The 19,049-nt window shown below is 40.6% G+C and carries 22 protein-coding genes; 11 read left to right on the forward strand and 11 right to left on the reverse strand.

The features are described 5' to 3' along the window. Positions 1-18: 18 nt before the first annotated feature. The 4 genes from CP947_RS00260 to CP947_RS00270 all read right to left on the reverse strand — a co-directional run bounded on the left by CP947_RS00260 (position 19) and on the right by CP947_RS00270 (position 4,891). Positions 19-1,617, reverse strand: a complete 1,599-nt coding sequence (locus CP947_RS00260) for a sodium:solute symporter family protein (RefSeq protein ID WP_096711283.1) — start codon at positions 1,615-1,617, stop codon at positions 19-21. Continuing rightward, complete coding sequence (locus CP947_RS10870; RefSeq protein WP_013037568.1) at positions 1,608-1,730, reverse strand: symporter small accessory protein; 123 nt, start codon at positions 1,728-1,730, stop codon at positions 1,608-1,610. Before CP947_RS10870 ends, CP947_RS00260 begins: the two co-directional genes overlap by 10 nt. Positions 1,731-1,950: 220 nt before the next feature. Next, entirely contained in the window at positions 1,951-2,430 is a 480-nt protein-coding gene (locus CP947_RS00265; protein ID WP_243641474.1) for a metallophosphoesterase, read from the reverse strand. 523 nt (positions 2,431-2,953) lie between these two features. Next, a complete protein-coding gene (locus tag CP947_RS00270; protein ID WP_096711285.1) occupies positions 2,954-4,891 on the reverse strand; it encodes a glycoside hydrolase family 15 protein in 1,938 nt (645 codons plus the stop codon). Positions 4,892-5,049: 158 nt separating this feature from the next. Between CP947_RS00270 and CP947_RS00275 the strand changes: the two genes are divergently transcribed. The 3 genes from CP947_RS00275 to CP947_RS10980 all read left to right on the forward strand — a co-directional run bounded on the left by CP947_RS00275 (position 5,050) and on the right by CP947_RS10980 (position 6,858). After that, positions 5,050-6,222, forward strand: a complete 1,173-nt coding sequence (locus tag CP947_RS00275) for a glycosyltransferase family 4 protein (protein ID WP_096711286.1) — start codon at positions 5,050-5,052, stop codon at positions 6,220-6,222. 371 nt (positions 6,223-6,593) lie between these two features. Next, complete coding sequence (locus CP947_RS10640; RefSeq protein WP_241646007.1) at positions 6,594-6,761, forward strand: hypothetical protein; 168 nt, start codon at positions 6,594-6,596, stop codon at positions 6,759-6,761. Next, on the forward strand, positions 6,688-6,858 hold the full coding sequence (locus tag CP947_RS10980) for a hypothetical protein (protein ID WP_363093901.1): 171 nt from the start codon (positions 6,688-6,690) through the stop codon (positions 6,856-6,858). Before CP947_RS10640 ends, CP947_RS10980 begins: the two co-directional genes overlap by 74 nt. Before the next feature lie 335 nt (positions 6,859-7,193). On the opposite strand, the gene CP947_RS00280 is transcribed toward CP947_RS10980, so the two are convergent. Both CP947_RS00280 and CP947_RS00285 read right to left on the reverse strand, forming a co-directional pair. Next, complete coding sequence (locus CP947_RS00280) at positions 7,194-7,715, reverse strand: O-acetyl-ADP-ribose deacetylase (RefSeq protein WP_096711287.1); 522 nt, start codon at positions 7,713-7,715, stop codon at positions 7,194-7,196. 41 nt (positions 7,716-7,756) lie between these two features. Further along, positions 7,757-9,001 (reverse strand): GntP family permease, encoded by a 1,245-nt coding sequence (locus CP947_RS00285; protein ID WP_096711288.1) that lies wholly within the window; start codon positions 8,999-9,001, stop codon positions 7,757-7,759. Between the two features lie 184 nt (positions 9,002-9,185). On the opposite strand from CP947_RS00285, the gene mdh reads away from it, so the two are divergent. Next, positions 9,186-10,109, forward strand: coding sequence for a malate dehydrogenase (mdh, locus tag CP947_RS00290; protein ID WP_096711289.1), 924 nt, complete (start codon positions 9,186-9,188; stop codon positions 10,107-10,109). Positions 10,110-10,197: 88 nt separating this feature from the next. Here the strand turns inward: mdh and CP947_RS10415 are convergent, their stop codons facing one another. Together CP947_RS10415 and CP947_RS00295 are read right to left on the reverse strand one after the other, a co-directional pair. After that, positions 10,198-10,350 carry a hypothetical protein gene (locus CP947_RS10415; protein WP_164909064.1) on the reverse strand — a complete coding sequence of 51 codons (153 nt, stop codon included), beginning with the start codon at positions 10,348-10,350 and terminating at the stop codon, positions 10,198-10,200. Between the two features lie 85 nt (positions 10,351-10,435). Continuing rightward, positions 10,436-11,185 (reverse strand): amidohydrolase family protein, encoded by a 750-nt coding sequence (locus CP947_RS00295; protein WP_165868944.1) that lies wholly within the window; start codon positions 11,183-11,185, stop codon positions 10,436-10,438. A gap of 443 nt (positions 11,186-11,628) precedes the next feature. Between CP947_RS00295 and CP947_RS10420 the strand changes: the two genes are divergently transcribed. From CP947_RS10420 to CP947_RS00310, 4 genes are all read left to right on the forward strand, one after another. Continuing rightward, entirely contained in the window at positions 11,629-11,790 is a 162-nt protein-coding gene (locus tag CP947_RS10420) for a hypothetical protein (RefSeq protein ID WP_164909062.1), read from the forward strand. Positions 11,791-11,923: 133 nt separating this feature from the next. Beyond that, a complete protein-coding gene (locus CP947_RS00300) occupies positions 11,924-12,706 on the forward strand; it encodes a TrkA C-terminal domain-containing protein (RefSeq protein WP_096711291.1) in 783 nt (260 codons plus the stop codon). Between the two features lie 317 nt (positions 12,707-13,023). Beyond that, positions 13,024-14,319: a DEAD/DEAH box helicase gene (locus CP947_RS00305; RefSeq protein ID WP_096711606.1), complete on the forward strand. Its 1,296-nt coding sequence runs from the start codon at positions 13,024-13,026 to the stop codon at positions 14,317-14,319. A gap of 223 nt (positions 14,320-14,542) precedes the next feature. After that, positions 14,543-14,734, forward strand: coding sequence for a TRAM domain-containing protein (locus tag CP947_RS00310; protein WP_013037550.1), 192 nt, complete (start codon positions 14,543-14,545; stop codon positions 14,732-14,734). A gap of 297 nt (positions 14,735-15,031) precedes the next feature. Here CP947_RS00310 and CP947_RS00315 read toward each other — a convergent pair whose 3' ends face one another. Beyond that, positions 15,032-15,367, reverse strand: a complete 336-nt coding sequence (locus tag CP947_RS00315) for a hypothetical protein (protein ID WP_096711292.1) — start codon at positions 15,365-15,367, stop codon at positions 15,032-15,034. Between the two features lie 311 nt (positions 15,368-15,678). Here CP947_RS00315 and CP947_RS00320 point away from each other — a divergent pair, with 311 nt between their 5' ends. The 3 genes from CP947_RS00320 to CP947_RS00330 are packed head-to-tail and all read left to right on the forward strand — an operon-like array spanning position 15,679 to position 18,122. Further along, positions 15,679-16,170 (forward strand): ATP-dependent zinc protease family protein, encoded by a 492-nt coding sequence (locus CP947_RS00320; protein ID WP_096711293.1) that lies wholly within the window; start codon positions 15,679-15,681, stop codon positions 16,168-16,170. Continuing rightward, positions 16,167-17,072 carry a 30S ribosomal protein S6--L-glutamate ligase gene (gene rimK / locus CP947_RS00325; protein ID WP_096711294.1) on the forward strand — a complete coding sequence of 302 codons (906 nt, stop codon included), beginning with the start codon at positions 16,167-16,169 and terminating at the stop codon, positions 17,070-17,072. The genes CP947_RS00320 and rimK overlap by 4 nt, the downstream gene beginning before the upstream one ends. A gap of 3 nt (positions 17,073-17,075) precedes the next feature. Beyond that, the gene (locus CP947_RS00330) at positions 17,076-18,122 is read left to right on the forward strand and encodes a succinylglutamate desuccinylase/aspartoacylase family protein (protein WP_096711295.1); all 1,047 of its coding nucleotides are present in this window, start codon (positions 17,076-17,078) and stop codon (positions 18,120-18,122) included. 35 nt (positions 18,123-18,157) lie between these two features. Here CP947_RS00330 and CP947_RS10425 read toward each other — a convergent pair whose 3' ends face one another. Continuing rightward, positions 18,158-18,304: a hypothetical protein gene (locus CP947_RS10425; RefSeq protein ID WP_164909061.1), complete on the reverse strand. Its 147-nt coding sequence runs from the start codon at positions 18,302-18,304 to the stop codon at positions 18,158-18,160. A gap of 210 nt (positions 18,305-18,514) precedes the next feature. Next, positions 18,515-18,850 carry a hypothetical protein gene (locus CP947_RS00335; protein ID WP_096711296.1) on the reverse strand — a complete coding sequence of 112 codons (336 nt, stop codon included), beginning with the start codon at positions 18,848-18,850 and terminating at the stop codon, positions 18,515-18,517. Between the last annotated feature and the right edge of the window lie 199 nt (positions 18,851-19,049).

Consider the following 19,049-nt stretch of genomic DNA (forward strand, 5'->3'; position numbering starts at 1 on the left):
AGATTGCGCCTTTTGGTCTTATCTTTTGATGTATCCCCTGTAACATCTGTCGAGGTGTTCTTCTGGCATTGGTTTGGTAGCAAGGCTTACTACTACGGCGGTAATGGCTGCAATCGGTGTGGCAACAAGGATCGGGTCCACAACGGTCCAGGTGCCGGTGAGCAGGGTTTCCATTCCAAAAATAGCCTGTGATATTCCCAGGGGAGCCGCTTCCTTTGCATGGACAAAAGCCAGCCAGAAAAGGCTGCTGAATGTCCCTGCGAGAAGACTTGCAATCGCTCCTTCCCTGGTCATACGCGGCCAGAACAGTGCTCCTGCATAGGCGGGCAGGAAGGCAGCCGCGCACAGACCAAAGAAAATAGCTGTACCACGGGCAATAATGCTGATTGGCAGCATGTAGGCAAGGATAACACTCAATATGATTGTAACAGCGATTCCCAGTCTGGTTACGGATATGGTCTTTCCGGATTTACCACCTTTGAGGAACTCTTTGTAGAAGTCATGACCAATAGCAGTTCCCATTGTGTGATATTGGGAACTGAGGGTTGACATAGCAGCCGCCAGCAGGGTTACCATGAATATTGCAACGAAAAGGTCCGGTGTGGCACTGTTTATGTACTCTGGGATAATGCGGTCCATATTACCGCCTGCTACATCCAATGCAAGCTGGCCTTGTGTATCGAGGAAATACACATTGGAAAGGGCACCGACTATATAGGCAACTCCTGCCATCATGAGGATAAAAGGCCCGCCGGCAAATACTGCCCTGTTGAGGGATTTTTTGCTATCTACTGTCATGAATCGCACGGCCAGCTGTGGTTGTGCCAGTACACCGATTCCCACGCCGAGTATAATTGTAGATACCATAGTCCACCATATCGGTGTGCCAAATGCAGGCATTGATGTCCATCCAGTATGTCCACCTGCGACTAAACCTGCCGGCACCATGGATGACATGTCGGTGAGGGCCTGGTGAGCTTCCGTGATTCCACCGAGGTTAGCATAGGTTAGTATAAGCAGTATTGTCATGCCCCCAAGCATCAGGGTTCCCTGCATGGCGTCTGTGTACATCACTGCCAGTAAACCTCCTGTGATCACATAGGCTGCAACAATAATAGTGAGGATAAATACTGCCACGTCATAATTGATTCCCAGGGATGTTTCCATGAACCGGGCTCCTCCGATTAGTACAATCCCTGCATAAAGGGGCATGAACACTCCTATCAAAGCACCTGAAAAACCCTGTATGAATTTTGAGTTGAAACGTTTGCCCAGCAGTTCAGGGAATGTGACAGCTCCCAGGTTCACACCTATACGCCGTGTGCGTGATCCGAAAAGGACAAAGGCCACAAAGATTCCCACCACGATGTTCATGAAGACAAGCCACAGTGTTCCCATTCCTAAAGTTGCGGAAACTCCTCCAAAACCAACGATTGCCGAGGTACTGACAAATGCCGCTCCATAGGATAGGGCCAGTATGTACGGATGCACTTTCCGCCCCGCCAGCATGTAATCGTCAACTTCTTTTGTGCGCTTGTATGCAATCCATCCGCAATAGAAGACTATCATCAGATAGACCAGAACGATTACACCAAGAACGACCGGACTTACAGGCAATCCTCTTCCTCCTCTTCATTCCATTTTGCAATTCCATATGCCATGCAGGCGATGGCACTTATTATGCACAGAACATATGCACTCCATATGTAGGGGTCCTCTATGCCCAACAATTTTACACCTCTTTTATACTGAGGGGTGTTAGCAAGTAACATACTTGAACTTTTCGAAATGAACAGAGTAAACAGGGATTTAACTAACGGACCAAAAGTTATTTATTGAAAAATAGCAAAAAAGTAAAATTAAGTATTACAATAGATGTTTTTTGTAATACTATGTCTGTTTTGCAGACCCTAAAGGGCGTTGTTGTCAGACCACGCCTCCTCCCTTCTTTTAGAGTTCAATTATCTCGGTTTCCTTTGTAAGAGGATCTACAAGTGCAACAGTAGCTTTTCCCGTAAGTACTCCGGCAGTCTCCCCAGGATTTATCACTCGTGTGTTGCCTATCATGTGGCTGCCTGCCTGATGGGTATGTCCCCTGACAATGAGATCAAAATTACCGGATGCAGCAAGAGCCTCAATTTCTTCTTCGTTTATGCCATGTAGCAGGGCAATATGCAGATCCTCTATATCCAATGTGCCAAAATCACCACACACGTTTGCTCCCTGTTTTACAAACCATTCTTTTATAGTGATTCTGTCTCCCTCATTATTTCCAAATACAAGGTGAAGAGGTGCCTCCAGTTCAGTGAATCCTTTTACGTTGATGGGTGATACGAGATCCCCCGCATAGAGCACAGCTGAGACCTGTTTTTCGTTGAAGAACTTCACTGCTTTACGTATCATTTCCAGATTATCGTGGGAATCAGCCATAATTCCCAAATATTTTCGTGTTAAGATCATCAACTCCTACAATATTTTGCCTGATTTCATGAAATTACAACTACAGCATGACATTACTTATCGTGCCGTGTGCGTAGTCTATGAATGGGTCCTATCTCTTTAATATATCAGCCTTATAACCGATGAAATAAAATCACAATCTATATATATGGCTATACTCCTGTTTGGCTCATTAATGAGCGGGCATAAAATCGTTTTTAGTACCCCACTCCCCAACCGCTCATATATCCCAAAATATAGAGCAGGCAATCTTTATCTGCAATATTACCATACGAATTCCTAGGACAAATAACTTTTGAATATTTTATATGTATGCATCTTCTATGTTTTTGAAAGTAATTGGTCATTGGAATAATGTTATTTTTGTTCTTTGAAAAAGTAAGATTAATTAGTTTTCAATTGAGTGGAAGGGCACGAATTGAACCCAACTTTGACAGCCAAAAGTAATGATAAGTTAGTTATTTTAATCGGAAATCGATGCTTAACTCTATCGTTACTCCAGTGATCTTGCTTTTTTGACAAAGGCCATGACAGTTAGTACAAATGTGGCATGTGCCCAGGTTAGAGGACTCACACTTAAAGGACTCCCATCAAACGGATTCAGCTGCTCTGCCAGCAGACCGGTATCTGTGGCTCTATCTGTGACCCACAGTATTATCTCCCTTGTGTTTTGCAGGTCGTTGATGCTCTTTGCCACCTGTATATGCCATTGTGCTACCCATAAGGTACATATGAACCAAGGATTACCTGGTATTATCTCTGGATCGTATTGCGCAACTTCCTGATATTTATCCTTATAGAAGCGAGCGATGCCTCCTACCTCAGTCTTCACCGAGAGTATGCTTTCTATACTTTTCATAGTGCTAACCACCCTGGCATCGTCCGGGGGGAGCACCCCAAACTGGGATACGGCGTAGAGACTGGCATCTACGGTCACATCCCTAGGGTTGATGCTTCGCAGGAACCTTCCCAGTTCCTTATCATACAGGTGATTCTCGATCCCCCGTTTTATTTCCATGGCAGCCGTGTTGTAGCTCTCTGCGAGGTTATTGTCTCCATACATTGCTGCAAACTTGGCAGCACATATGAGTCCCGCATAAACTGTCGAACATGTATAACTGTGGACCGCTCTTTTCTCCTCCCACAGATTATAACTGGGTTTTGGGAGTCCTGTAGAAGAATACCTGTACTTGGTCATGAACTCGGCAGCTGGTATTATCATTGAGTGATAGACCGAATCGATATTCTCGATAGATCTTGTCATTTTATAATGATTCCACAAAGCCACGATAATAAGTGCTGTGCTATCTTCCTGTATCGGAAGTTGGATATGCCCATCAGGTGTTATCCAAGGCATCCAACCACTTGCAAGAGTACCCGTAGGATTGTATTTTTGCAGGAAATATCCGTGATCATGGAGCAGTCCCCGGCAGTATTTAAAGAATTTTTGCACAGTCCCGGAGTAGCGCGTTATGTCCAGCGCCATAGCGACAAATGCACTGTCTCGCGGCCACATGTAACTGTATGAATCCATGTTGAACCTTTCAAGAATATCACTGTCATTGGCAGCTATGATCGCGCCATCGTAATCAATTTGCGACTTTATAATAAGCAGACTGTGTTTGAATAAATCTACTACTTTTGGTGGAAGATCAAACATATCGTACTTTTCTTTGTTCACCCATGAATAATAGTACTGCCCTGCTTCACTTATCATCTTTTCAGGCGTTGTATTCAGGACAAGTTCATTGAGCCGCTTGACTTCAAAGAAAGTTTTTCCTGCTGCAATCCAGTAATATATTATTTTTGTTTCCCCCGCGGCCAGATGCCGGGAAAAACGGATGAAACTCTTCACTGCCCCTACCTGAATGGAGTTCATGTTAAGCTCTCCAGACTTGATAGCACCAGATTCATCTGTCCCTTTTGGACGTACTTCATACTGGTCAAAGTATGGTGAACCACTAATAAGGAAGTAGCGCGAGTCCTTATAATGTATTATGGATTGCAATGCAGGGTCAAAGATAGCCGTATCACCATTCGGATTCTCGTAAAGGGAAATATCATGGCTGAAAAGTAGCTTCATGTCTACATCTATGGCGTCTGTATTGGTTATTGCTATATTTCGAATAAATATATTCTCATGAGGGTGTACACATTCGTTGAACCTCAACTCAACTTCAAGACGATCATTGCGATAGTAGGTATCAGTTACCAACCGATCTTTCTGGTAACCAAGTTTGTGGCTCCAATCATCCCCTATCAGAGAAACCATACCAAGATTTTTCCCATCCACTTCTACCCCTACTCTACAATGTCGACCATTCACATGGTTCTCATATCCTATATGGGGAAAGTACATGTCCCGGATGCTTGCATTTATATCCAGGTTCACCAGCAGTGATCCGTTTCCAACAACGAGTGGTTTAGGCATTTTAGCATCACCTTTAATACATATTCTCACGTATAAATGTACATCATGAGCTAAAGTAGTTTCCTGCTTGATGGGAAACGAGAAATGGCGCCATTAAATTATCGGGATTCTAATTTAAAGGGTCAACAATATCCAATTGGCTGTGATATTATAACGGAATGAAGTGTGGGGGCATAATTACGGTTTTCAGTCTAAGGAAACCCGACTCTGGTGTCAACATAGGTATCCTTTCTTATGAATATCCACCAAATTTTTATGGTGGAGTGGGTATCCATGTAGGTGAGGTAACCAGAAGTCTTGCAATCGGAAATAATCAGGTACATGTGTTTACATCCAATGTACAGGAATCGAACGAACAGTTGATCAGAAATTTATGGGTACACGGACCAACAGAACTTCATTATCAGGCATCTAATAATTTCAGTGCAGCATATAAAAAGATACAGACCAACATCAATGTGGCTGCGATGGTGAAGAAACAGTTTTCAGGTGGCAGTCTGGATCTGTTACATTCGCATGGTGGGTTGATCCAGTTAGCTACTACATTATCAAAGGAGAGCACCCAGCTGCCACTGGTGATGACAGCTCACAGTATAGATATCAACAGAACGAAGCCAGACGGGCTGAGTGTTATGATGGAGTCAAATGTGGTGGGCATGGTGGACAGGTTCATTGCAGTATCAAAGTCCATACAAGAAGAACTGGAGCAAACATTTGGAATCGAACATGATAAGATTACAATTATTCCAAACGGGGTGGATAGTGAGACATTCAAACACCAGAATGCGGATGACATCAAAAGAAAATACAAACTTGATAACCGATTCGTTGTGCTGTTTGTTGGAAGGAATGACTCACAAAAGGGCGTGATGTATTTGGTTGATGCCGTGCGAAGGCTCCAGAAAGATATTCCAGAAATAATGCTGGTAATGGTCGGCCAGCCGGATATATATCATGACAAGCATATCCTCTGCCTTCCGCATGTGGACAAGCATGAACTCATTAAATTATACTCTCTCTCCGATGTGTTCGTGCTGCCAAGCATCTACGAGCCTTTCGGTATTGTGCTCATTGAAGCCATGGCATGTGAAACCGCGTGCATTGGGACACGAGTCGGAGGGATACCAGACATCATTGACCACAACCGGACCGGGGTTCTGGTAGAGCCGGAAAGCTGTGCAAGTATCGCAGAAGCGATTGATAGATTATATCATGATCCAGAAAAGAGGTGCCTGATGGGGAAAAGAGGGCGTGAGAAGGTTATATCATACTTTGACTGGCAAAATATAGCAAAGAAGACTGGAGAGGTATACCAGCAGGTGCTTAATTAAAACCAGAGTCTGCTCTTGATGCACTCAATGTTAACCTATCATGGATTCGATCCACACATGTGCCTCTAGATTCACTCTTTCTATGTTGCATCTGAAACCCAGATAAATCTCTCCCACTCGCACCTAATGTCGAACCAGATATGATAGTCACACAAGCATCTCTGAGTGAAAATGTACAAAACGGACAGAGAAACATCACAACAAGCAACCATCATCGAATTACAGAGGAACTGAAACTGCACAATAAACGCAAGATAATTAGCTAAATACTGAATGTGTATGTTCTGGAAATTACGCTTCGTGGAAAAGGTTATGGGTGGCTTGATTGGCTGCTCGTTCTCTAACTATTTTTAAAATAAGGGGAAGATATATTGAACAAGGCACAAGGTGATGACATATCTTTAGCTGAAGTTGACAGTAAATTCTCAGAGGAAATTACAGAATTGGCAAACAGTGATAAAGCATATGAGAAAAATAGCTCTGAATACAATTATTTTTGTAAGTACATTTACTTTTATAATAGTTTACTTTCTAACTGAATATTTGTCTCAAGACAATTTCATTGTAATTATAGTATGTCTAGCAGTATGTGCCATCTTTGCAGCTATAATAAGTATTCCTTCTGAGGATATTTAAGCCACTATCAGATGCAATTAATAATGATTCATTTGCTTTGAGTGTGAGTATTTCTTCCTTATTGATTGCATTTTGACTGGCATTGGCGGATTTCTGTTTGATAATAGGCTACTTGTGTTAGGCTCCTTGTCCCTGTCATTTGTACAACTTTCCTTTATATAATGCTTTATGTTGACTTTCCGATCTGAAAGTCCAATCCACTGTTCTATCTGAAAATCCAATCATCAATGTCTCCAAATCCCCTAGAGGTTAAAGATGTTTCAATTGTAGCTGACATTATCCCCAGTTATATTGAAGGTAAATCTGCCATAAGTCCTATTATTTTTATCTTCTACTCATTTTTTATCCTCATTAAGTAGCCTGTTGAAGTTACTGAAAGTTTCATCATTAAAACATACAAATAGAATCCTATCAAAAACCGGGGTTTCTTGCAGAAAATCGATTACTTCATTTATCGCTATTTCAGCTGCCCTGGGTATAGGAAAATGGTAGACTCCTGTACTTATTGCGGGAAAAGCAATAGTTTTAATCCCTTCCTCTGCCGCCAGCTTAAGGCAATTACTGTAACATTTGGCCAGCATTCTGTCCTCCTCATTGTTTCCGCCGTGCCATACAGGTCCCACTGTGTGTATGACCCATTTTGCCGGCAGATTATAGCCATGCGTGATTTTTGCTTCACCTGTTGCACAACCATTCAGTGTCCTGCATTCATCCAGCAGTTTAGGTCCTGCAGCTTTGTGTATTGCTCCATCAACCCCTCCTCCGCCAAGCAGGGAATTGTTGGCCGCATTCACAATGGCATCAACTTCCTGTTCTGTGATGTCACCTTTAATTATCCTGATTATTCTCTGACCCATAATCTTTGGTCTTTGTTTATTGGTTAATATTTGTTGTCACTTCAGAACAGGAAATAATCAATCAGTAAGACTGAAGTGAGTAGTAATATCCCCAGTATGGCAAGTGGAATGGTATAGTTCGATACTACGGTTTTCACATCATCGCCCGTGGTTCTCTGGATCAGCCAGAAAAACGGATCTGTAACGTAGGAAAACACCATGGTGCCAGCTGAAATCATCAATATCAGGGGAATGGTTGCCACATCTGAAACATAGGGGCTGTAGGCGAGTATGGATGATGTTATTATTGCAGTGACAGCCCTGGAGCCCTGCGCAGTCTGTATTATCGCGGCGAAAATAAACGGGATGAAAAGAGCAGGTATTATGTGTCCGATAAGATTATAGACATTTTCTGCAAATGAACTTGCAGCAATTACTCCTCCAAGCGCCCCGGCACCGCAGAGGTCCAGTAATATCATACCGGCATTGCGGGTGCCCTTTTCAAAAACGATATCCAGATTTTCTTTTTTTACCAGTAAAAGGGAAAAACTGGCTGCAAGAATAATGGCAAGATTGATATCCGCCAGCAGGGAAGCTCCCGGTAAAAAATGCCCAATTGCCAGGAAAACAATGGGCAGTATTAAGGGGACCCATCCAATAGGTGACTCATTTGCTGACAATTCTCTTTCTTTCCATGTATCTTTGTGTTCTCCTCTTTTTGATATAAGCAGGTATCCAAAGATAAAGAGAATTACAGATATAGTGATTGCAGCCAGGTTGAAGCCAGCATCAACATTAAAATTGAGACTTCTTGTAATACTGTATATTACAGGAAGTGGGTACAGAAGGACAAAAGAAAGTGTACTTCCAATTGCAGTAGCGTAATAACATTTCTTCCTGATCTCGGAGTTTACTTTCAGGTTTTCAACAAGAGGGACCATTACTACATAAGCTGTCAGGCAACACATGAGGGGGATGGATAACAGGTAACCTGCAATTCCTGATGTAAGGGTGGGTCGTGCGGATATTTTTTGCATATCCGAGACAATCCGCTGCGCAAAATTTTCCTGTCTTATTACCAAGGCAATTAATGACCCTGAAAATATAGGAATTGCAAGGAGTGCAAATACCCTGCCTGCACCCTGTGTTGCCATTGCGATTGCGTTTTGCTGCATTCCGCTGAATATGCCATAAAAAAGGGCTGCACCTGTTAGTACAAGGAAAGGTGGCAATCTAATCTTCCAGAGAAGAATTGTAATTAATACTATGGTTATCGTGAAAATCAGGATGTCTTGCACATTTTTCACCGTTTTTGGTTAATTTACATTCTATATATCAACTCCAGTTATATTTTCTGTATATTTTAAACCAATGTTTTCAATAATGCCTCTAATATGGAACAGCAATTTAAGTAGCAAAAGAATAGGTTTAATTATAAAAAATTCTAATTTGATATCCTCTTAAAACAATCGCATCAAAGGTGCTTTTGCCATGACTAAAATCTCAGTAATAGGAGCAGGGAATGTTGGTGCAACTACTGTGCAGAGACTTGCCGAAATGGAGTTCGGTAGCATTGTCCTTGTGGATATAGTTGAAGGTTTACCACAGGGAAAAGCCCTGGACCTGATGCAGGCAGGAGCCATAGTAGGATATGATACTAAAATCAAGGGTAGTAATGACTATGCGGATATCGTCGGTTCGAACATAGTGATCATAACTGCCGGTGCTGCAAGGAAACCCGGTATGAGCCGGGCTGATCTGATAAATATCAATACTAAAATCATGAAAGATGTTTGTGAGAACATCAAAGAATATGCACCTAATTCTATTGTTATTGCTGTTACCAATCCTCTTGATGTAATGACTTATGTAGCCCTGGAAGTCACCGGTTTTGAACCAAATCGTGTGTTTGGAATGAGTGGAATACTTGATACAGGACGTTTTGCCAGTTTTATTGCCGATGAGCTTGCCTGCTCCAAAAGAGATGTTGAAGCAATGGTGATAGGTGGTCATGGGGACCAGATGCTTCCCCTTCCCCAACATTCTTCAGTATTCGGGACACCTCTGCCAGAATTGCTTGGAGAAAATGTCATTGCAGGACTTGTAGAACGTACTATTCATGGTGGTGCTGAAATCGTTGCTCTTCTCAAACAGGGTAGTGCCTTTTATGCACCCTCTGCTGCCATAGTCCAGATGGTTGAATCAATCCTGAGGGATGAAAAGAGAATCTTACCTGTTTCTGCTTATCTGGAGGGGGAATACGGCCAGAAAGGAATATATTTCGGTGTACCTGCCAAAATTGGTTGTGATGGCATTGAAGGGATAATAGAGCTGGAACTGACAGAAGAGCAGAAACAGGCACTAAAGGAATCTTCAGCAAGCATAAAGGGAAGCATCGAATATCTGAATATATGATAATTCGCTGTTTGGAGAAGTTTTTGTAGGAGAAAACGGTACAGAGAAGAATAATGCGGGAGATTAATGCTACCATTTCAAGGCCAGTTTATAGTTTTTTGGCCTTGCAGAGGTTTTTGTCATCCTTTACAACCCTGCCATATTTATTGCAGTAATATGAAGGATTATTAATAAGTTTTTTTAAATTCCTTTGTATTTTCTTTATATCATCTTTTTTCCAGGAGCACATCTTTTTTGACATATTTATCCTCCTTAAAAAGATCATAATCAAATCAAACAATGCGATAACAGTTTGGGATTGCTATTATTTGAAGTTATCCTGCAGTTCAGAAATCCCATAAATGTGCTGCATTTTGGTACAGTACCCTGTCAACATCCTTTGTTGAAAGAGTTCCCTCTTCCTGTAGTTTAAGTATGGTTTGGAGTTGTTCCTGGAGGTTTCCCCAGGGTTCATCTGAACCAAAAAGGACTTTTCCTTCAGGCTGGCTGGTTATTATATCCTCAGTAGTCGTGCCATGTTCTTTATACATGTACCTGTATGCTTCATGGCTTGACATTGCAGTATCCAGATAGATATTGTCAAGATCATCAACTGCTTTTATAATTTCAGGGATCCCATCCCCCAGATGTGCAAGCTGAAAATTAATATCCGGGTATTGTTCCACTTTATCCAGTAATCTACAAGGGTCTTTACTACACGCCATCGGGATGTGTAAAAGGAGGTTCATACAGTTTTCATTCATATAACTCAGAATTGAATCATCAGGCATATTTCCATAGATTCCATAATACTTTATCCCTGCAGGAGGTTTTTCGTTTTCATCTTCATATTTTGCAATATTTTCGGCACTATCATTTGCAGCTATAAACGGTATAAAAGCGACCCGGTCATCATCAATTGACCATATTTCTTCGTTTGCTCTGGTATAATCTATCTTCCAACCAGAGTATGGTTCATCAGGGTCTGGGGATTTATTTTTGAGATGGTAGAACAGGCCTTTCCAGAAATGCCCGAAAGTGTTTGACGGTTCGGGTTGTGCAAAAAGAACACAGTTTTCAACATTGTTCCGATCCATGTTCTCCTGCAGCCTTTGTATGTTATTGCTGATTCTGGTGGTGGGCCGTAGCGCCATTGTCATAAAGATTGAATTTGTTCCATAATGGCAATGTGCATCATTGATCCGATATTTTCCACATTTTTTCATGAATAACTGTTTTAATTTATTGCAGATATACATACTCGACACAAAGATTTGCTTGCTGCTGTCTTTTCTTAAGCCTTTGTCGAATTGATGGGGCTTTGTACATAATATATTGCCTATTATGGAGTACAGAAGGATTAGATTATATTAAAATGGCATAGATGCGAGTTTTTCACAATATTTATTTGCGGATGCCGGCAAATTTTGGGTGTGGTTTATAGTGGGCAGAAAGGTTTATTAATGATAAATCATTATAGATATTTGTAATGATTAAACATCACAATATATGTGAATAATAGATAAACGGAGGTTAGTAAATGGAAATTTACCAAAATGAATCTATACATGAGAAAAGTGATCTTACCAGACAAGCAAACCGTAGCATGACCATTTATGAAATGGTTTTCATGATGGTTATTCTGGCATTCGGATTGTTTTCTCTGTACAGATTGGCCGCTTATGCCAACCTTATCAGCTGATCATTAAAGGGCAATTCACCGAATTGCCTAATTTTCCTCCTCTCCTATTGTTTTTGTTTATTTTGTCATTCCATTAACTCAGAAAATGATAAATGGTTTCAGGTCCAATAGGACACTAGGAGCAAACTTCTAAATGATAGCGGCATTTATTACGGTTTTTGCAGTAATTATTTTATCTCTTTTTATCAATCGTATAGCCACGATTGCATTAACCCTAACCGGTCTTTCCCGTGAAGTCGCACGCTTTCAGGCAAGGTCTGCACTTACAGGTGCGGGATTTACTACCACGGAATCTGAAAAAATGATGAATCATCCTGTAAGGCGCAGGATACTGATGTTGCTTATGCTTGTGGGAAATGCCGGAATAATAACCCTGATGGCCTCTGTAGTCCTTGTTTTCCTGAGTCCCTCGTCTGATACACTGCTAAGTTATATCGTTGTCATTACACTTGGTATGCTAGTGATTTTAATCATTACCCGTAGCAAAAAAGCCGATCGATTTCTCAGCCGTGTTATCACTTTTTCTCTTACCAGATGGACTGATATCCAGACATCGGATTCTGCAAGCCTAATTTACCTGGGTGGGGATTATCAGGTTTCAGAACTGGAAGTTGGCTCTGAAGATTGGCTGGCCGGCAAAGTCCTGAATGAGTTGAACCTTGTGGATGAGGGAGTACTGATTCTTGGTATCCAAAAACCCGGCGGTAAATACATTGGAGCCCCTGTAGCATCCACACGTATTGAAGTTAATGATGTACTCCTGCTATACGGCAGAGGCGAATCTTTGCGCTCCCTGGACAGAAGACGTAAAGGACTTCGCGGCGCGGTTGCACACGCCGAAGCAGTGGCACAGCAGAGGGACGTGGTGGAAGAACAGGAAACAGGCAGTAAGCAAAGTGAGTCTGCGGATATTTGATTATTTTTCTTTGATATACTTTTCTATTTTTTGCTTTTAGATTGGGCTTATTTGGCAATTTCAGTATAGGCTCGTTGTAAAGAACCACTAAATATATACAGTTTCATTAAAACCATTTTATGAAATCCTTTGCTTACCGACAACCTTTATATACTTGCCGTTGTTATGGATCATGCCTCTTTTTGTTTAAAGAAACATTTAGAACAAGTACATTTAATTAATCATCATTATCCCCAAAGATGCCTATACAGGCACCTATTCTGTGTCAGGCAATTTTTCAGGATACTGTGATAGCAGAATATAAAAGGAATTTTACCATGGAATCATTAACTTTTAAAGATTTGAATCTATCGAAAAATATTGAACGTGCAGTTGAAGACATGGGTTTTGAGGAACCCACTCCTATTCAGTCTCAATCTATTCCCTATCTTATGGAAGGTAAGGATGTAATAGGACAGGCGCAGACCGGTACCGGTAAAACTGCTGCCTTTGGGATACCTGCTCTTGAAATGCTGGATGTCAAAAGTAAGAAGGTCCAGGTAGTGGTCCTCTGTCCAACCAGAGAACTGGCAAATCAGGTTGCTGAGGAGATGAGCAACCTTGCCAAGTACCAGAATACCAAAATGTTACCGGTTTACGGTGGTCAACCAATAGACAGGCAGATAAAGGCCCTGAGAAGAGGCGTACACATTGTAATTGGTACTCCCGGGAGAGTTCTGGACCATATCCAGAGGAAGACACTGAAACTTGATGGTGTTAAAATGCTGGTTCTTGATGAAGCTGATGAAATGCTTGATATGGGTTTCAGGGAGGATATTGAATTTATTCTCAGTCGCGTGCCTAGCCAAAAGCAGACAGTTCTATTTTCTGCTACGATGCCACAGCCAATTATTAAACTCACAAAGAAATACCAGCAAAATCCCCAGATGGTAAAGACTGTTCATAAGGAATTAACGGTTCCCCAGATTGAACAATTCTATTTCGAAGTCAAAAACAATGCAAAGACCGAAGTTTTGTGTCGTTTGATAGATATTTACAATTTCAAGTCATCTCTTGTTTTCTGTAATACCAAGAAAAATGTCGATAAACAGGTTGAAACTCTCAAAGCACGAGGTTATCTTGTAGATGGACTGCATGGTGATATGAGACAAGCACAAAGGGAACGTGTCATGTCCAATTTCAGGAAAGGGGAAATTGAGACACTCGTTGCAACCGATGTTGCTGCCCGTGGTATCGATGTGGAGAACATTGAGGCTGTTTTCAATTATGACATTCCTCAGGATGAGGAATCATATGTCCACAGGATAGGCAGAACCGGTAGGGCAGGCAAAGAAGGAGTTGCAATAACCTTTGCTTCCGGTAAGGACATCCGTAAGATCAAAAATATACAAAAACACACAAAGGCAAAGATCACAAGGAAAAATGTTCCTTCCCAGAGTGATGTTGAAGATATCAGGGCTGAAATGCTGTCACAAAACGTCAAGAAGATAATCGATGATGGGCACATTGGCAAATATGAGCACTGGGTCGAAAATTTACTGGAAGAAGATTATGCTTCAGTGGATGTTGCAGCTGCCCTTGTGAAAATTCTGTTATCGGAAGAGAAGAAGTAATCCAGCCACAGGGAGATTTTATTTTTCACACCTCCCTATTCAAAAGGTATATATACCATAACATCGTATTGTGATTGCTTTCAAGAGATTAAGGCTACTGCGATAAATATTAGGTTTATACGTTTTTACTTTTACCGTATTTACTATTTTCCTATGTTTTCCAACTAGTTAATTATCTGTTTTAAGCTTCATTAGAAAGGACGTGTAATATTTGTTTAACAACATGGATTCAAGTGCACCAGTAGAAGCTGGCGAAAGTTATGAAGTGACCATCGAAGATATCGCAAGAGAAGGAGACGGCATTGCAAGAGTTAGCGGCTTTGTCATCTTTGTTCCAAACACCGAAGTCGGCGATGAAGTCACTGTTAAAGTCACCAAAGTAATGCGTAAATTCGCATTCGGTGAAGTAGTTTAAATCTTCTGATTTTGCAAAAAAAAGATTTGGGTATTTCCCAAATCCCTATTTTTATTTCAATTCCAATTCTGTAGTTTGGTATTTGAATACCGCTTAAGTTAATTTTAATTATGTTCTATAGGCTTCCTCGTGAAGTTAGTGGGACTTTGGTTGGGTTTAGTTAACATTCAATTTATTATAACAATGTATTCTTCAAAAAGCAGGAAATAGGACGAGAAATTATCTATGTTTAGAATTCACTGCTATATGGAAAATTTTATCAAAAATCTGATTTTCAAAATTTTCCCGGAGATTAATTTAATTTCCGGGATGAATGGCAGGAATATTTTTCCTGTATGAGAAAAGCCGACTGTTAAGAATTATAGGCGTGGCTGCCAGTGCAATTATTATCAATGCCCATGTGCAGAGTCCGATTGCTGCATATACTGGATACTGGAACAGGTCCCCGAACATAGCCGGATCTATTATGATATCCACAGTTTCCAGGGTATGGATCATTTTGATACCTGTGTGTGTGAACATTTGCCAGAAGAATATAGATGCTGCTGACAATATTCCCGCTTTTGATGTAAGATAAAATGCTGGATGGCTTCTGAAAATGCCCGTTTTGGAGAGTTTGTTTTTTCGAATCATGATTTTCCATAGGTACTTACTATAGCACACATCAGGATTCGCATCTATATAAAAAAATCCGGACCCATTAATTATGAACAATATTATTCATGAACATTTCTGTGGATAAAGCATAATTTAGGCACCATGTTAAGTTAAGTATATTTTGAAGTCAATAAAAATCTTGCAAAAACATATATATACTCTAAGTTGGATTTGCTTCTTAAAGTTATGAAAATAGATGTATCATTTGCGTAAACACCACTTTGCTAAGGAATAGGTCCTTTTTACTTAGAATGATATGTCAAAAAAGTTCACAGTGAAGATGTCTTATGACTAAAAAAGAACAGGGCTTGATGCTTGGATGGAGGGAGTGGGTTGCACTACCCGAATTAGGACTGCATGCCATAAAAGCGAAAGTAGATACAGGCGCCAGAACATCTTCACTTCATGCGTTTGATATCGAGATTTACAGAGAGAATAATATTGATATGGTTCGATTTCTGGTTCATCCCATTCAAAAAAACTTAAATTTCTATATTGAATGTAACGCACCTCTTAAGGATAGACGTCAGGTGACCGATTCTGGAGGTCATAGGGAGATGCGTTACGTCATCGAAACACCTGTTGTTTTTGACACTTATATATATCCCATTGAACTAACGCTTACGGGCCGGGATACTATGCGTTTCAAGATGTTACTGGGGCGTAATGCACTTAAGAAAAGAGCAATGGTAAATCCGACTGCATCATTTATGTGTGGGAAACTGGATACAAAAACATTATACGAACTATATGGGATAAAACCTGAGGTAAACGAATGAAGATTGCTTTATTGTCAAGGAATAAGAAACTTTACTCAACTCGTCGTTTAATTGAAGCAGCAGAAAAGAAAGGGCATACAATTCAGGTTATAGATGTACTGCGCGCTTACATGAATATTACTTCTCACAAACCTTCCATTCACTATAAAGGCGAGGAATTGAACGATTTTGATGCGGTAATTCCCCGTATAGGTGCATCTGTTACATTCTATGGTGCTGCAGTTTTGCGACAATTTGAGATGATGGGTGTTTTTCCTTTGAATGAATCAGTTGCACTTACCCGTTCCAGGGACAAACTACGCTCCTTACAGTTACTCTCCCGCAGGGGTATAGGTTTGCCTGTGACTGTGTATGCAAGCAAACCCGATGATGTAAAAGACATGGTAAAAATGGTTGGTGGTGCTCCACTTGTTGTTAAAATTCTTGAAGGTACTCAGGGTATAGGTGTAGTGCTTGCAGAAACACAAAAAGCTGCAGAAAGTATTATTGAAGGATTTATGGGTGTAAATGCAAATATCCTGGTGCAGGAATACATAAAGGAATCCAAGGGAGCCGATATACGCTGTTTTGTTGTTGGGGGTAAAGTTGTGGCATCCATGAAAAGACAGGGGCCAGAAGGTGAATTCCGTTCAAATATACATAGGGGAGGAACAGCAACTACTATCAGAATCACACCTGAAGAGCGTTCAACGGCTGTACGTGCTGCAAAAATAATGGGACTTAATGTTGCAGGTGTTGATCTTTTACGTTCCAATCATGGACCTGTGGTGATGGAAGTAAATTCTAGTCCAGGTTTGGAAGGTATAGAATCCAGTACTGGCAAAGATATTGCAGGTATGATAATTGATTATATTGAGAAAAACAGTAAATTTGGTAAGACACGAACCAAAGGGAAAGGTTAATCGATGCAACCACCGATAACAATAGCAGGAAATACGATCCAGCCAGGAACAAGGAAATCCATTGAATTACCGATTCCCAGCTTTTATACTCACACATCGGCTTCAATGCCAGTTCATGTTATACATGGACGCAAACCTGGCCCCTGCCTACTCGTATGTGCTGCTATTCACGGGGATGAGATCAACGGTGTAGAAATTATTCGTCGTGTCCTTGCACATAAAACAATCAATAATCTCAAGGGCACTCTTATAACCATACCAATTGTAAATGTTTTTGGTTTTGTCTCCCAGTCTCGTTATTTACCTGATAGGCGAGATCTGAACCGCTCTTTTCCGGGTTCTAAAAAAGGTTCAATGGCATCCAGACTGGCAAATATCTTGATGGCCGAAGTAGTAGAACATTGCAGTCATATAATTGATCTTCATACAGGAGCTGTTGCCCGGGAAAATTTACCTCAGATACGTGCATGTCTGTTAGATGATACAGAAACAGAAGCTTTAGCCCGTGCTTTTGGCGTACCGGTCATAATCAATACTGAATTGCGTGACGGCTCTCTGCGTGAAGCTGCTCGTGAGAAAAATATACCATTTCTATTATATGAAGCAGGTGAAGCACTTCGTTTTGATGAGGTCGCAATTCGAGCAGGTGTAAGGGGTATACTTGGAGTTATGCATCATTTAGGTATGAGAACAAGGGCCAGAAAAAAGAAAGGTTACAAGACTGTGATTTCTAAATCGACCCAATGGGTCAGGTCTCCTAAAAGCGGAATATTACGTTCAATATCTCCTCTGGGGACATTGGTCAAAAAAGGAGATTTACTGGCCTATGTAGGTGACCCACTGGGTGAGGTTGAAACAAAAGTTATGTGTTCAATTTTTGGGATTGTGATCGGAAAGACAAATCTGCCGCTGGTTCATGAAGGGGATGCTATATATCATATCGCCAGATATCCAGAAGCTGAAGAGGTTTCTAATTACATAGAATCATATCATGATGAAATTGATCCTCTTAACGATGAAATAGCAGATAAGAACAATTCTCTGGCATGATTGTTTGGATCTAAAAAAGTCTATTTTCTTTTTTATCAGGTATTGATTACCGTTTTAATGGTATGTTCATCATTGAGAGAGGCCGGTCTGGGCCTGCCCTTGTTAAAAAATATGTAGAAATGCATGGTGGGAGTATCTGGCTGGACAGTGAAGTTGATAAGGGTAGGTACATTTACGTTCACAGTACCTCTTGATGAATATTTTTTAGAAAATCAATTTATAACTTTCAAAATTTAGAAAGTGTATGAATTGTTATGTTGGCAGTTTGTATAGTATAAATCCAATGTCTGTGTAGCAGAAGGAATAAGGATGAGATAGCTGTTTTTCTAAATGGAAAATGGTAAAACTAATACTGAAATTAAAATAGAGAAATATTTATTGCCGGGATTGGTTTAATTCCCTGGATGAATTGTAGGAATATTTTTCCTGTATGAGAAAAACCGACTATTGAATATTATTGGGGTGGATGCCAGTGCAATTATTATCAATGCCCATGCACAGAGTCCTATTGCTGCGTATATCGGATACTGGAACATTTCACCGAACATGGTCGGCTCGATTATGATACCAGCAGATCCCAAGGTCTGAACCATTTTTAGACCTGTATTTGTAAATATGTGCCAGAAAAATATAGATGCTACCAGTAACATTCCTGCTTTTGCTGTAAGATAACATGCTGGGTGGCTTTTAAACGTGCCCTTTCCAGAGGTTTTGCTTTTTTGGATCATGATTTTCCACGGATACTTCCTAATTATACACTAGGATTCGCATCTATATAAAAAAATCCGGATTTATTAATTATGAACAATATTATTCATGAACAATTTAGCAAACTAACAACATATATTTTGTTATTGCTGTTATTTATCAGTTCAAATCGAATTACTATTAAAATTTAAGTTAATTTCTATTACATGTATAATCATG

Origin of the sequence: Methanohalophilus euhalobius, assembly GCF_900215215.1 — an archaeon.
In the GTDB taxonomy this organism is placed as follows: domain Archaea; phylum Halobacteriota; class Methanosarcinia; order Methanosarcinales; family Methanosarcinaceae; genus Methanohalophilus; species Methanohalophilus euhalobius.